We start from the raw sequence: 16243 nt of genomic DNA on the forward strand, positions 1-16243 counted from the left end.
TTGAAAACTATATATGTTATAATCATGTTTGAGGGGGTTTTTATCTAATGGACATAGATGTTGGAAGCAAAATTAGAGCTCTTAGAAAATCTAAAAATATAAGTATAGCTACCTTAGCAAAAGAGTCTGGTTTAAGTACAGGTTTAATAAGTCAAATTGAACGTAATATGGTTGTTCCATCAATTATAGCAATGTGGAAAATATCAAAAACGCTTGATGTAAACATAGGTTATTTTTTTGATGATATTGGGAAGGATAATTCTAATATAGTAGTAAAGAAAAACAATCGAAAGAAAATAGTAACTAACGATTCTACAAAATTTTACGAGCTTCTTGTTCCTAATTTAATTGGAAAAAAAATAGAATTTATACTTGTTACATTAAATGGACATACAAAAAAAAGTAATGAATTTGTTACACATGAAGGAGAGGAATGCGGATACATAATAAAAGGAAAAATGAAAATAACACTTGGTAATAAAGAGTATATATTAGAGGAGGGTGACAGTTTTTATTTTAACAGCACTATACCACATATATATGAAAACTGTGATGATGATGAATGTATTTCCGTCTGGGCAATGACTCCTCCTTCATTTTAATATATGCAGCTCTTGTTTAAATATAAATTAATAAAAATCTGAAATAAATTAGTATGATAAATTTTATCCTAATTTATTTCAGACTTTTCTAGTTTATTGGTTATATATTGAGTAGACAACTTTCATCTAAAATTTCAGATAATATTTCCTCAGTTCCACTCATTCCATCAAATTTACTTGATATAAATGTGTTTTTTATTTCATTTTTATTTATATCACCATGCTTCAATACATAAGCTTTATTTGAAATATCGAGCATCCCATAATCCATCATAGAATCCCCAATTGCATAAAAACTTTCTATTCCTAATTCTTTGGTTAAATATTCTATGGCATTTTCTTTTGAGATTTCTTTTGGTATAAAATAAATTTTTCTACCACTCACATACAATCTCCAATTTTTTGATTCTAATATATTTATATACTCCCTAATTGAATCTAAATTAAATTTTTTAAAATCTACAACTATATAAAAAAATGTATCCTCTGCAACTTTAAAATTAGTTATTCCTTCTACATTCAAATAAATTTTAAATTTATCTACCATGCTTTCAATAGGCTCATAGTCAGATTTTAATTTGTCTATCTTTTCACTCCATGATTTCAATATTTCATTATCTTTAAGTATAACTCCTCCATTTGAAGTTATACTCCATGGAAAGTAAATACCATATTTATTAAATTCTATACGCTTAAACTGCTCTATTGTTCTAGTAGTAGTTGGTACAAACATACCATAGTACTGTATTTGTTTTATTAAATTTATAGTATTTAAAGATATATAAGAGATTTCTTTCTCTTTATAGATTTCTATATTGGTATATCTCTTATTAGTATTTAAAAATTTATCAGAGTAAATAATACTCCTGTCTAAGTCTGAAAAAACAATCATTCAGCATTCTCCTGTCAAATATATTTTCTAAACATCTTTCATATTCTTTATTATGCCACAACACTTGTAAGCTTTTAAATCTATTTTTTCAACTTCAACATTTTTTTCTTTTGCCAAAATAAATATATGCTCTAAAGATTTATCATTTAAGTCTTTAACAAGTATCTTATATGGAACTCTCCTAAGTAAAACTCTTGTTGTTTCTCCTACCCCTGGCTTGATAAAGTTGATATCTTTTATATCGTACTTTTCCTTTATATTTAAAACATCAAAATAACCATCTTTAGTTATAATATCACTTTTCCATTTTTCAACTTCATCAGATATATTTTCAAATTGGTTTTTGAAACATGCTTCTATAGTTTCTATATAATTTATAGACTCATCTTTATCCTTTAAATGGCTATAAAACTTAGCACCATGAAAATCATCCTTACCAATCAAATCTTCTCTTAGCACAGTTCTACTCACTAATCCAGAAACAGTTGAGTTTAAACATGCACTTGGTATTAAAAAGTCTTCTCTAATTCCATAAAGTCCAGAATATCCAGCAGGGTCAGCTAATACAGCAAGTGTTGAATCAAAATTCTTTTTAAATTTAATTTTAAGCTCATCACATGCTTTTTCTAGCTCCCTTGATATTGTTCCCTTGCCAGTCCATCCATCTAAAAATTGTATGTTTGAATTTGGATGACTACTTATTATATATTCAACTGCATTCATATCTATTCCTTTATCTCTTATTATAGATATTGTATAGTGAGGTAAATTTAAACTATACTTATTTTTTAGATATCTTTTTGCCAAAATACCAATTGGTGTTCCTGCTCTAGCAAGTGAAACTAGTACAACATCATTTCCATTTTTTTTAATTATCTTTTCACACATAACACCTATAGAAAATGCAAGTTTATTCTTATTTTCTTCTAGTTTATCATGATATAATTTCAGATAATCTTCGCTAACCTCATACTCTATTGGTATCATTTCCGAATAATGTCTGCCATTTTGTATTTTTAACTCTCTCTCTTTGTTTCCTTCTTCTTCAATTAAATTTGATATATCTTTTAATAAAAAGATAACATCATCTTTAGAATATGTGCTAAATTCTCTCATATGACTCAACTCCTATCTTAAAACTGTGATATATTTTATCGTGATAAAACATTTTAGCTACAACATACTATAGTCAATTTTTTTATACTTGTATTTTTAATTATATCAATAAATTCCAGATAAGAATTCTCACTTTTATCTAACTCAACAAATAAATAACACTCAGAAAAATTATGTCTGTCTATGTTGTAAATGTAATTTTGAACATCTAAATTATAAAAACTCTTTAATTTAAATTTACTTCTAACAGGATAATTATTTTTATCAATATTAATTATTGGACTTCTAGTTGTTGAATGATAGTATATATCACATTGATTTTCTTTTTCTTTTGCAAATAACATAGGTATATACATAAATTCTTCAGTGCCTAAAAATAGAACCTTTTCTGCTTTCTTTTTTAAAGATTCTTTACTTTCTATAACTATTTTTTTACTTTCTCTTTTTATAATTTCTTTTAATTTAATTTGTTCTCTTTTGTTAATTCCAAACCTACCTGTATATCTTATATATTTTTTATTTCCAATATAATCTTCTAAATCAACATTGATATGATTTACTATTAAATTTATTTTATCATCCTTCATAATACTCAATTTACTAATATTGCAATTATCATTGTAATTTGCAACAATATCTTCATTTATATCAAAATTAAAGTCTCCTTTAAATAAATACACAAATTCTATTTTACATCCAAGTTCTATTTCTAGACTACTAATTCTTCTTAAATTTTCATCACTTACCCAATTAAGTATAGAACATATAGTATATATTTTTTTAGGATAGATACTTTGAATCTTTCTGATTATATTCATACATGTATTAGCTGTAGTAATTTCATCATCTACCAAAATTACTTCATCGCCAAATTTAAAGTTGTCTAGCATTTCAAAATATAAATTTTGGTCTGTTGCATGAGAATGTTCTTCTAAAAAGTCTAAATTTTCTAGTTCATCAAATTGCTCTCTAGTGGTATGAATAAATTCATAATTTCCAGATAAGTAATCAAAAAAGCTATGCCCAACGGCTGTCCCAGTTTCTGCAAAAGCTATTACAGTTCCATTTGATGCCACCTTGTTTTTTTTATTATAAATCGTAGCCATTAGTTTTCCTAAATTATCCATTTCACTTGGCTTACAAGCTAAATGTTTTCCAAGTTTTTTTGATATAAATAAAAAACGTCTTTTGCTGTTATTTCTTATTCCTATATCTAAAAAATCATTTAAATCTAAGTTCAATGGATTATCAACAATGTCAATCTCACAATTAAAATTTAAGCAATTCTTCATAGTCTACTCCTTTATTTAATACACCATATATTTTAGATAAAATCAATGTTTTTTTAGCCCATAAAAAATGAGGATTAGTTTCATTCATTCTCTCACCTAATATGCCTTTACTCACACCATATTTACTATTTGTACTATCAAGTATCTCCAAAGCATCAGTAAAATCTTCATATGATACTGCAGACAAAGCTTGTACAATTTGAATTTGCATTGGATGAATTACTGTCTTTCCAACTAATCCATGAAATTTATCCAATAGTATTTCTTCTATATACTTATTTCTTATCTCTTCATTTGTCATATCAAAAAATTCCGATACACCTCCACTTATTGGTATATCTATCTCTGGTCTTTGAATATATGTAATTATATCTAATATAAAAGAAGAACAAATTAAATTATTATATATAGAAAAATTTTTATTTCTTCTTATACCATACATACCTAATATGTCAGTTAGACCTATTCTAATACTGAGTATTCTTGATTTATATCTTAAAATAGTATTATATAAACTACTGAAGCTTAATTCTTTGTTTTCTTTATATATGAATTCTCTTGTTTCTATTATTGGAATAACATACATATTTTGAAGACCTATAGAATTCAAAACTTCTATACAGTTTTCAATTAACTCAGAATTTGCTTTAGGAATCAATATTCCTGTTATTGTATTATTGTTTTTAATTATAATCTCTTTAATTCTTAGCAATTGCTCTACATCTTTTATTCTCACAAAAATTAATGGTATACCATCTTTATTAGTTATATTTTCATTGCTAATATTTTTCAAAATCAATTTAAGATTTTCTATAGCCTCAGATTCTCCATTTGCCCCAACAGCATCTTCTAAACAAATAGCTAATGGTCTAACTCCCTTAACATCACCTATAATACTTTTATAAATCATGTTATATTGAGTCGCTGGAACGTATAAAAAAGCACCTAGTGCATATTTCAGTACATCTTTTTCAGTATTGGCATTAAAGTCTTCTGGCACTTTCAAAAAAATTTTCTCTAAATCCTCTTTGCAGATATAATCGAAATATTTCAATGTGTGGCCTCCTCATATACATAGAAAGGGCCAACTTTATCAAAATTAGCCCTTAATATACTACTTATTATAAATTATAGCTGTATTTAATTCTTCTAATCTCTTTGTATTATCCTTAATTGTAACTCTATTATTTTCTTCTATTCTCATAGTTTCATCTATACCAGATTTAATGGTATTGTACATTTTTTCTAATGTCTCTATTTGCACAGAGCTTGTTCCAGCCATTCTAGCTATTTGTGCACTTTGAGAACTTACATTTTGTGCATTTCTAAGCAGTAATTCATTAGTTTTATCATCAAGAGCTTTTAAAGACTTTGCTTGTAATTCTTGCTTTTTAAGTAATATAGCTTGAGATAAACATTGTTTAAATACTGGTAGAGTTACAACAAAGGCACTATTGATTTTTCTAATTAAACCATAGTTATTATGTTGCATACCTCTCAGCATAGGTATAGTCTGAATAGCTATATTTTCTGCTATCCTTAAATCATAGACTCTTTGATTTAACATATCATAGACTTTTAATAGTTCTTGATAGTTGACAATATCCATTTGGTCTCCACTAGTCTCTGATTTTTGTTTGAAATATGGTAGTATTTCATTATCCATTTCTTCTACTGCCATTTCTCCAGCAACAATATATTTTTGAAGTTCATTATAAAAGTCAAAATTTTCATTTAGCATAGCACCAATTTGCTTGTTAGAAAGAGCTATATCTCTTTCATATTGTTCAAGTTCAATTTGAATCTTTTCAACTTCTCCTCCCAGTGTTTCATACTTTTGAAACATCATTTCAATAGCATTATTAGCTTTTTTGAAAAGTTTTTGAACAAAATTTGGTTCCTTAGTTTCTTGAAAATCATCTAAATCAAACTTATCCATTATTTTAGTTAAGTGAACAAGCATCTTAGAATTTTCTTCATTTCTATTTAATTTTATTGTGTTTAATAGGCTATCAGAAACTCTAGCTACTCCTTCAGATGCTTTTCTACCAAATTGTAAAATTGTATCTGGATTTTCTACTTCTATAAGAGAAGTTAAAGCCTCCACCTCTTTAGACTTTCTAAGTTCATTTTTTTTATTATTTGTATATTCCATTATATCAAAATTTTCTTCTTGTATAGTCGTAGGTAAATTTTCAACAGTCTCTACAGAATTATTATCTTTTGAAAAATTATTTATATTTATCCCCATTTAAAATCGTCTCCTCTTGCCAAAAATTTTTTTAAGTAAAGGTATTCCATCTTCAAGTAAGTTCAATTTAAGGTCATATACCATTTTATCCAATCTGTGTATATCAATCAATTGGTTATTTATAACATTTTCTATATTATTTTCTCCGCCTGGAGATAATATAATAATATCAAATCCAATTTTACTAAGTAAAAGCATTAGGAATACAACTTCTTTATCAAACACAATGCTCTTATACATATATATAACCAACTTTGGATTTATGAGAGAGTAATCGAAATTATTCATCATATGAACAAGCTTTTTATCCATATGAAGTACTGTGAATAAGCCTTTTATTTTATCCTCTCCACTTAGTCCATTTAAAAACATGTTGCCTTCTATAAGTTCTTCCACTTTTTCTAAAATCATAATTTGTTGATTTAATGCTAATGTTGAAATAGAATATTCTTTATTATTTAAAACAGAATTTTTATCTATAATACCTTTTGAATTTAATACAAATGATAGGCTAAAAGCTTCTCTTGTAAATTCTTTTGAAAATCTATCTATCTCTCCATTAAATTCAATAAATGTTGAACTTTCTGAATCTCTTAATAAATCTAAAAACTTAATGTATTCATTTTTATCATTATATATTCCATTGATTTTAGAAAAGAAAACTGGAGTTTCTACTATAATATCATTAAACTTAAATCCTGGTCTCAATTTTAATGGCTGATTCCAATATATTGATATTTCATCAATAGTTGAACTTAAAAGCAAGCTTTTTATTTTTCTATCTTGAAGTTGCCAGGGTTTTATAAATCCAGCATCATTTAACAATTCTTCACTTATTCTTTTTGATGCTTCTGCTCCAACAGTAAAAGCTTTTTTTACAGAGCCTTTATCTATCTTTTCACCTGAAACAACTCTATCTTCAAAAGAAACATTTTCTTCTATTATATTAGCCTCTTCTAATTCTATCTTATATTTCTCTAAATTTAAGATACTTATATTACTCTTTGAGTTTGGATTAAGGTATAATATATCAAATCCTGCTAAGTACAATATTAAAAGTAGATAGACTTCATGCTTTTTTATGTCTCCATAAAATATTATTTTTGGAGCATCATTTTTATTTATATCTAAGGCACCAATATAAGTCTTTATCCATGCCATTATTTTCACTATAAAATTTTGTTTAACTCTATCATTAGTAAAATCTTTTTCTTCCTCTTTTAATACTTTATCTATTGCTTGCTTTATTTTATAATCTATTTCTTCAAACCCTAAAATACTTATGTCTACATCTTCTGTACTGTTTTTATAATTTTTAAGCCCATTTTTAAAATAATTAATAATGTCAAAATCACTAGGATTTGCTATAGCATCAGTAAATAAGGCAATATCTTTTCTACTATCAATATTTTGCTTCGCCTTAAATATTTCAAGATTATACAAAATCTCATCTTCTAAACCAATATATGAAATAAAATAACTTAGATATCCCTTTGAAGGAGTGTAATTTCCTCTATCTGATTGGCTGGAGAATATTTTTTCAAATACCTTTGAGTCACCCATAATTATCCTCCCAATTTAATTGTTTATTGATAACTGACTCAAAATATATATTTTGAGCCAGTTTGTTTTTTTATAAAATTTGTTTTAAGCTGTTTTCTTTGGTTTTACTAATCTTATTACACACTTTACAACTTCATTGACTACAACTACACTTGCTGCAACACATAAAACTTTTACCCATGTCATAACATCCATAGCTACAGAATTAAAGAAATCTTGGAATAACTGAGTAAATATTACTTGTGCAATACCTGTTAAAACTATTATTTGTAATGCTAGTTTATTATGTGTAAAGTTTGGAAAAATACTATCTGCACTAAATTCTCTACAGTTAAATGCATTAAATAATGCACTAAAAGCAAATAACGCAAACATTACAGTTCCCTTATGAGCTTCATCAACACCTAAGAAGTTAAATGTAGATTGTAACATTAGTATTGCTGTTATATAGAATGCATTTAATACTATTGTATATACCATTGACTTAGAAATTATATTTGCTTTTCTATCAACAGGTTTTCTATTTAATACGTGGTCTCTAACAGGCTCTAAACCTAATGCTAGTGCTGGTGGCCCATCCATAATTATATTTACCCACAACAATTGTATTGTTGTAAATGGCATTTCTTGTCCCATAACCTGAGATATTATAGCCACTAAAAATGCAATTACATTTACTGTTAATTGGAATTGAACAAATCTTTGGAAGTTATCATAAATTCCTCTACCCCATTTAATACCTTTTACAATAGTGCTAAAACTATCATCAGTTAAAATTATATCTGCTGCACTTTTTGATACTTCTGTACCAGATATACCCATTGCTATACCAACATCTGCCTTTGAAAGCGCTGGGGCATCATTTATCCCATCACCTGTTACAGCAACAACATCTCCACTCTTTTGAAGAGCTGAAACTATTCTCATTTTACTATCTGGCTTACTTCTTGCAACAATCGAAATAGTTTGTATTTCTTGTTTTAATTCTTCATCATCTAAAGTATCTATATATGAAGCTTCAACTGCTCTCATATTTCCTTTTAATAGACCTAACTCTTCACCTATAGCTCTTGCTGTATTTATATTGTCTCCTGTAAGCATTTTTACAGAAACACCAGCTTTATTTGCTGTATTCACTGATTCTATAACATCTTTTCTAAGTGGGTCTCTTATACCAACAAATCCACTAAATACTAAATTACTTTCCATTGCACTTACATTCATAGAATCACTTTCAGCAGTTACTGCTGCTTCTTCTTCAGCTTGGGAAATTTCTTTATATGCAAAACCTAAGGTTCTCATTGATTTTACTTGTAATTTTTTTATTTCTTCTAAAATCTCATGTTTTATACCTTCAGTTATTGGAACTATGTCTTTACCTCTTTGAATGTGTGAACATAGCTCAAGCAATACTTCTGGTGCTCCTTTTGATAACAACACATGATTATTATCTTGACCTATGACAGATGTCATTCTCTTTGAATCAGAAGTAAAAGGATTTTGAGCTACTATATTAGATTCTTTTCTAACTTGTCTGTAATCTACATTTTTATAATATAGAAGTAATGCACATTCTGTAGCACTTCCTAGGTACTTAACATCATTATCATTATGCTCTACATCAGCTGTAGAGTTTATCATACAGTTTTCTTCAAAATAACTATTTATTTCTTCTTCTGAGCTCTCAATATATCTTCCATCAATATATGCAACTTCTACTGTCATTCTATTTTCTGTTAATGTACCAGTTTTATCTGAACATATTACAGAAACAGAACCTATAGTTTCACAAGCTTCTTTTTTGGTAACTAAGGCATTTATTTTAGCCATTTTTTGCATTGTTATTGCAAGTGTCATATTTATCATAGTTGGCAGACCTTCTGGAACTGCTGCAACTATCAATGCAACACATACTGTAAAGGCTGTTTTAACAGGGTCTATTGATTCTAAAAATGGTAAAATTCCAGACATATCAACATTTAATACATTCTTACTTACCATTTGGAAAACCATGAATATAAATAATAGTCCTGCTACTGCACTGGAAACTTTAGCTATCAATCCACCTAAATTTCCAAGCTTTATCTGAAGTGGAGTTTGCTCATCTGCATCTGATAAGTTTTGAGCAATTTTACCCATTTCACTGCTATCTCCAATTGAAGTTACAACTAATATTCCTCTACCATAAGCAACAAGTGTACCACCAAATACCATATTTATTTGTTTTGCAGGAATTGGTTCTTGTACCACTAGTGCTCCTTTAGATTCTATTTCTTCCATTGGAACTACTACATCACATTTTTTAGATACATCATCTGATTCTCCTGTTAACATATCTTCTCTAATTTTAAGATTTATAGTTTCTATAAGTCTACCATCAGCAGGTACCATATCACCAGTTTCAATATATACTATATCTCCTGGTACTAGTTCATTCTTAGAAATTTGATGTATTTCTCCATCTCTTAGTACTTTAACTTCAATATTTTCAGTCATCTTAGAAAGAGCATCTGCTGCTTTCTTAGAACGACCTTCTGTAATCATACCTATTGCTATACCTATTGCTATAGCTCCTACAATCCCTATTGCATCATGAGTTTCTCCAATTACTGCACTTACTACTGCTGCAATAATTAAAATAACTATCATTGGTTCACTTAAACTGTCTTTTAAATCATCCCAAAAGCTTCCTTCCTCTTTTGGTGTAAATTCATTTAAACCATACTTTTCTCTTCTAGTCTTGACTTCTGATTCTGATAGACCTCTATCAGGGTTAACAGATAAGTCTTTAGTTACGTCTTCTTTGTCAACATTATAATATTTGATATCGTTATTAAATTCCATATACACACTCAATCCTGTCTAAATTTTGCATTACTTCTTTAAGACCCGCATCTTTTGTTCCTTCACCTATTGCTTTAAACTGCCAACTTCCATCTTTTCTATATATAACCCCTACTATAAGAGTAGTTTTTTCTGAATAATTATCAGATAAATTATACTTTGCTATTTCCTTTTTATTGCTTTGGTCCTCAACTCTTATATAGGCATTTTTTATCATCCCAAAGTGTTGTTTTCTGTCTATACAATTGTATATATTTACTACAAATAATAATCTGTGAATATTTGATGGAACTTTATCTAAATTAACTAGAATTTGTTCATCATCACCCACACCTTCACCAGTTAAGTTATCTCCTGTATGTAAAACTGACTTACAGGCACTCTTTAAATTTCCAAAATAAATTAAGTCTTTTATACCACTTAATTTTCCTTCCTGATTTAGCATAAATACAGATGCATCGCAATCTATATCAGCTTGTCCTCCACCAAATAAAGACTTAAGGAATCCTCCACCTGCCTGTTGCACAGGGTCCCATCCTAGGCCCACAAGTATATTACTCAATCCTGGGTTGGATTTTTTTAAATCTATTTTATCACCCTTTGATAAATTAATTGACATACTAAACCTCCATAAAATTTTATATAATATAACCTATACATTATTTGTATAGGCTACTTATATTTAATATACTGTGTTACTCATACTAAACACTTAATCCATAGTTTCTGCAAAGTGCTTCTAAGCCACCTTCAAATCCTGCTCCAACTGCACTAAACTTCCATTCTCCATTATATTTATATATCTCACATACTGTAATTGCAGTCTCTATACTAAATTCTTCACCTAAGTCATATCTTAATATTTCTTGGTCATTTTCAGAGTTTAAAACTCTTATATATGAGTTGCTTACTTGTCCAAAGTTTTGTTTTCTTTCAGCAGCTTCATATATTGTAACTGTTACAGCTATTTTTTGTATATGCTTTGGCATTGTATCTAAGTTTACTAATATTTCTTCGTCATCTCCATCACCTTCACCAGTTCTATTATCACCTAAATGCTCAACTGCTCCAGATGGATGTTTTAAATTATTATAGAATATAAAATCTTCATCTCTTTCAACTCTTTGAGATTCTCCTACCATAAAAACACTGACATCTAAATCGTAATCATATCCACTATCAAATGAATTTGTATCCCATCCTAGTCCAAGTCTAATATTTTTAAGTCCTGGATTTCCCTTAGTTAAATCAATTTTTTGTCCTTTTTTTAATACTATAGCCATGGAAAATACCCCCTCTAGTTTATTGTATTTAAAATTATAAGTTTATTCCAAAGTTTCCACATAACGCAGCAAGTCCACCTTCAAAACCAGAACCTAGTGCGTTAAATTTCCATTCTCCATTGTGTTTATATATTTCAGCTACTACTATAGCTGTCTCTATACTAAAATCTTCACCTAATTCATACTTTATTAGCTCTTCATTTGTATCTTTATCTACTATTCTTATATAAGAATTACTTACTTGCCCAAAATTTTGTGTTCTTTCTGTAGCATCATGAATTGTAACTGTAAAAGAAATTTTGCTTATTTCTCCAGGAATCTTAGATAAATCAACAACTATTTGCTCATCATCTCCATCACCTTCACCAGTTCTATTATCACCTAAATGTTCAACTGCTCCAGAAGTATGCTTTAAATTGTTGTAAAATACAAAATCTCCATCATTAGTAACACTTCCACTTGCTCCTGTTAAAAATGCTGCTGTATCTAAGTCAAAGTCAAATCCACCATCATACTTGTTAGTGTCCCATCCTAACCCTACTAAAATATTTTTAAGCCCTGGGTTTCCCTTAGTTAAATCAACCTTTTGGCCTTTTGATAATGTTATACCCATAATTTATCGCTCCCTTGTTAATTTTAGCTAAACAAATCTTGCTAATTATTTATCTTTTTCTTTAATCATATTATAACATTTTTTATTCATTTGTGAATAAAACTTACTTGATATTTTTAAAATATAATTAAAAAAATGTTTATATTTCTTACTTTTTACATAGATTTTACATATTTTTTTAAATAGATAAAATCTATGTTTAATATGTAATTATATATCATTTATATATACAAGTATACATTTTATTTTGAAACTACAAAATTCTTTGTACTATATTGTTTTAAGATGTTTTATAATAGATTATATCATCTTATTAGAGGAGAAAAAATATGATTTGTACTATTAAACCATTAAAAGTTGTAATAAAGAACTCAAAAGAGCCTTTAAATGAATTTATGTCTAGTAAGTCTTATACAAATAAGAGTTCTTCTTATATTAAAGAAGTCTACTTTACACGATATATAGGTATTGATAATTCGATTGATAAATACATAAAAAACATCAAAAATATAGATGCTCATTTTTTTAACAATATAACAGTTCCCTATATTAGGCTAAACAACTTAAATATAAATTTTGATAAATCACAAACAGATAAGATGCTCAATACTTTCAATACTTATAATGATGCTAAATTTAACAGTTGGAATTTATACAATATTGAATTTCCTTGTAAGATAGAAAATGATACATTAGATTGGACAAAAAAAATTGCATTTAAAAATACATTAGATTTGTTTTCTAAAAACACACCACATTCAACACCTTCTATTGTTAAAAATTTTGCTGTTAAACTTTTATGTTGGATAGATTATTTTCTACCTAAATTATTTTATAATAAAATTAAAATTACTGTTTCACCCAAGGTAGTGTATTTTGGAAATATTAAGAGACAGGAACTTTTTTTCTTATATTTTTTATCACAGCTTGGATGTGATATTTTATATATAAATCCTCATAAGGATATCCTTGATTTGTATCCTGAATGTTCTAGATTTTCTACTTTAGTTGAATTTTCTAAAAAAAGTCCAACTATGCTAGATATACCTTTGGAAAAATTAAATACAGATATAAATAAGAACATCAATAATAACAAAACTTATACTCCTATAAATAAACCTCAATCTGAACAAACTTCTGTTGACACAAACTTTACATCTACAAAAAATAAAAAAGATAAAGAAATAGAACTTACATATGAAGAACTCGCAAAATTATCAACTTCCGTTGTTATGATTGTTGTGTGTGATAATGAAAACAAACCATTCAAGAGCGGTTCTGGAGTAGTCATAAATAGTGAAGGTTACATACTTACAAATCTCCATGTAGTTAATGAAGGCTATTCATTTTTAGTTAGATTTGAAAATGATGATAAAGTTTATACATCACATCAAATCATAAAATACCACTCAGATTATGATTTGGCTGTAATAAAAGTTGATAGAGAATGTAAATCAATACCAGTCAAGGTTAGTAAAAAACCTGTAAGAGGCCAAAAAATAGTTGCAATTGGAAGCCCTTTAGGTCTTTTCAATACAGTTTCAGATGGAATTATCTCTGCTTTTCGTGACTTTGAAACAGTTCAAATGATACAATTTACAGCTCCAATCTCTAGTGGTAGTTCTGGAGGGGCTCTTTTAGATATGTTTGGCAATTTACTGGGATTAATTTCTGCTGGATATGATGATGGACAAAACTTAAATCTAGCAGTGGAAAGTCATCTTGTCAAAATATTTGCCAATAATTTTATCGAAATAATAAACTAATTTACTCTTTCTTCATACCAATAGAGAGGGTGAGAACATTATATATGTTCGCCCTCTCCATATCATGAAAAAATTAATACTTGATGTTTTTATGCTCTATAAACAATTGATGCCATAGACAAAATGTAAATATAGTCCATATTTTCCTTGAATTATCTTTGTGACCTTTTAGATGTTCATCTAAAAGTTTTATTATATATTTTTTATCAATAAACTCGTCTACATTTGCATTGGAAATAGTTTCTCTTACAACAACTCCTAAATCATCTTTTAACCAAACTCTTATTGGCGTTGGAAATCCTAATTTTTTTCTCTGAATAACATGCTCTGGTACTATATCTTTAAAAGATTCTCTAAGTAGCACTTTTGTGTTATTTTTTGTTATTTTTTGTTCAACTCTTAAATTTTTTGCTACATCAAATACATCTTTATCTAAAAAAGGTACTCTAAGTTCTAGATGCTCAGCTACAGAAAATTTATCAACTTTTTGAAGTATATCACCTTGAAGCCATGTATTTACATCTATATGTTGCATTTTACTTATATAATCGTAATTATTTTTCTGCGCTTCTCTGTACAAATTTGATAATAAATACTCATGTATATTCTTTTCCTTATATTTAAAAAAGAATCTTTTTACTTCATTATTTTCAAAAATCTTCGCATTTCCTATATATCTCTTTTCTAAAGGTGTTGTAGCTCTGTAAAGATATTTTTTGCCTTTTATATTAGGCATAAGCTCTGAAACTCTATTTAATACGCCTCTAATATACACTGGTGAATTTATAACTGATTTCACATTATTATATTCCTTATATACATTATATCCCCCGAATAATTCATCAGCACCTTCTCCAGACAAAGCTATTTTAACATATTTACTAGCTTCTTTAATTAAAAAATAAAGACCTACTCCTGATGGGTCTGCCACAGGGTCATCCAAAAAATAAATTACACTCGGTAATGCTTTTATATAGTCATCTTGTGTTATGTTAAGTGGAATGTTTTCTATGCCCAATTTATCAGCTGTTTTTTTAGCTATTTCCAATTCACTATACCCTTTAACATTAAAACCTAGCGAAAAAGACTTTATATTTGGATTAATTTGTGAAGCTATAGAGGTTATAATTGATGAATCTATACCACCAGACAAAAATGTCCCAATTTGTTTATTTTCTGCTACCTGTCTTCTTACCGAATCTATTACTACATTTCTTATTTCTTCTTCGCCTATATCTCTATTCCCTAAATGATTCTTACTGTAAAAAAATTTTGTACTACTCCTAAATTCAAGTTTATTGTATCTCTTTAAAGATAGTATTCCGTTTTCCACTCTAAAAAAATGTCCTGCTGGTATCAATCTTATTCCTTGTATCATAGTATCTTCAGGAAGAACATATTGAAACGAAAAATAACTCTGTAAACTTCGTTCATTTATGTTTAGTTTTTTAACATACTCGAGTATAAATTTATATTCTGATGCAAAGATTATCACTTTTTCTTTATTTATATAGTAAAGTGGTTTTATTCCAAATAAATCTCTTGCCCCAAATATGCTTTCATTTTCTTTATCATATATTATAAAGCTAAACATACCTTTTATCTTATGTACACAATTTTTTCCAAATGCTATATAAGATGTTAATAAGATTTCAATATCACTATCTGTAGCAAAGCTGTACCCTTTTTTAATCAATTCTTCTTTTATCTCGCAACTATTATATATTTCACCATTTAAAACTATAACCTTTCCATCTTTTTCAAATGGTTTAACTCCATGTATAACATCTATTACATCAAATCTATTAAAATCAAACTCTTTTTCCTCACCTTTTAAGTATCCTCTACTATCAAGACTTATATGATTTATATTATTTACAGATTCTTTTATTTTAAATTTAATATCTTCTTTTTTAGATATATCTCCTTTATAATAAATTGAAATATTGCCACACATATTATCAAATTTCCTTCCTAATTTTTAGTGTTATCCTTATTTCATAGTTTTGTCTTTGCCTTCA

The 16243-nt window shown here is 27.7% G+C and carries 13 protein-coding genes; 2 read left to right on the forward strand and 11 right to left on the reverse strand.

Annotated features, from left to right (window positions below; all coding sequences use genetic code 11):
• The first annotated feature begins 47 nt into the window (after nt 1–47).
• Nucleotides 48–602, forward strand: coding sequence for a cupin domain-containing protein (locus tag IC175_RS02875; protein WP_227433104.1), 555 nt, complete (start codon nt 48–50; stop codon nt 600–602).
• A gap of 100 nt (nt 603–702) precedes the next feature.
• On the opposite strand, the gene IC175_RS02880 is transcribed toward IC175_RS02875, so the two are convergent.
• From IC175_RS02880 to IC175_RS02925, 10 genes are all read right to left on the reverse strand, one after another.
• A complete protein-coding gene (locus IC175_RS02880) occupies nt 703–1494 on the reverse strand; it encodes an HAD hydrolase family protein (protein ID WP_227851082.1) in 792 nt (263 codons plus the stop codon).
• A 27-nt stretch (nt 1495–1521) separates the two neighbouring features.
• A complete protein-coding gene (locus IC175_RS02885; RefSeq protein ID WP_227433100.1) occupies nt 1522–2610 on the reverse strand; it encodes a cysteine protease StiP family protein in 1089 nt (362 codons plus the stop codon).
• Between the two features lie 53 nt (nt 2611–2663).
• On the reverse strand, nt 2664–3902 hold the full coding sequence (locus tag IC175_RS02890) for a phosphoribosyltransferase family protein (RefSeq protein WP_227482410.1): 1239 nt from the start codon (nt 3900–3902) through the stop codon (nt 2664–2666).
• Nucleotides 3880–4956 carry an HpcH/HpaI aldolase/citrate lyase family protein gene (locus IC175_RS02895; protein ID WP_227851083.1) on the reverse strand — a complete coding sequence of 359 codons (1077 nt, stop codon included), beginning with the start codon at nt 4954–4956 and terminating at the stop codon, nt 3880–3882. The genes IC175_RS02890 and IC175_RS02895 overlap by 23 nt, the downstream gene beginning before the upstream one ends.
• Before the next feature lie 60 nt (nt 4957–5016).
• Nucleotides 5017–6153: a toxic anion resistance protein gene (locus tag IC175_RS02900; RefSeq protein ID WP_227433096.1), complete on the reverse strand. Its 1137-nt coding sequence runs from the start codon at nt 6151–6153 to the stop codon at nt 5017–5019.
• On the reverse strand, nt 6154–7716 hold the full coding sequence (locus IC175_RS02905) for a YceG family protein (protein ID WP_227823789.1): 1563 nt from the start codon (nt 7714–7716) through the stop codon (nt 6154–6156).
• Nucleotides 7717–7800: 84 nt separating this feature from the next.
• Entirely contained in the window at nt 7801–10560 is a 2760-nt protein-coding gene (locus IC175_RS02910; RefSeq protein ID WP_227823788.1) for a calcium-translocating P-type ATPase, PMCA-type, read from the reverse strand.
• Entirely contained in the window at nt 10550–11179 is a 630-nt protein-coding gene (locus tag IC175_RS02915) for a TerD family protein (RefSeq protein WP_227433092.1), read from the reverse strand. The genes IC175_RS02910 and IC175_RS02915 overlap by 11 nt, the downstream gene beginning before the upstream one ends.
• A gap of 85 nt (nt 11180–11264) precedes the next feature.
• On the reverse strand, nt 11265–11843 hold the full coding sequence (locus IC175_RS02920; protein ID WP_227433091.1) for a TerD family protein: 579 nt from the start codon (nt 11841–11843) through the stop codon (nt 11265–11267).
• Nucleotides 11844–11877: 34 nt separating this feature from the next.
• Nucleotides 11878–12456: a TerD family protein gene (locus tag IC175_RS02925; RefSeq protein ID WP_227433090.1), complete on the reverse strand. Its 579-nt coding sequence runs from the start codon at nt 12454–12456 to the stop codon at nt 11878–11880.
• Between the two features lie 329 nt (nt 12457–12785).
• Here IC175_RS02925 and IC175_RS02930 point away from each other — a divergent pair, with 329 nt between their 5' ends.
• On the forward strand, nt 12786–14222 hold the full coding sequence (locus tag IC175_RS02930; RefSeq protein ID WP_227482406.1) for a trypsin-like peptidase domain-containing protein: 1437 nt from the start codon (nt 12786–12788) through the stop codon (nt 14220–14222).
• Nucleotides 14223–14295: 73 nt separating this feature from the next.
• On the opposite strand, the gene asnB is transcribed toward IC175_RS02930, so the two are convergent.
• On the reverse strand, nt 14296–16179 hold the full coding sequence (gene asnB / locus IC175_RS02935) for an asparagine synthase (glutamine-hydrolyzing) (RefSeq protein ID WP_227851084.1): 1884 nt from the start codon (nt 16177–16179) through the stop codon (nt 14296–14298).
• Nucleotides 16180–16243: the final 64 nt, after the last annotated feature.

Source organism: Clostridioides sp. ES-S-0123-01 (assembly GCF_020658415.1).
In the GTDB taxonomy this organism is placed as follows: Bacteria; Bacillota; Clostridia; order Peptostreptococcales; family Peptostreptococcaceae; genus Clostridioides.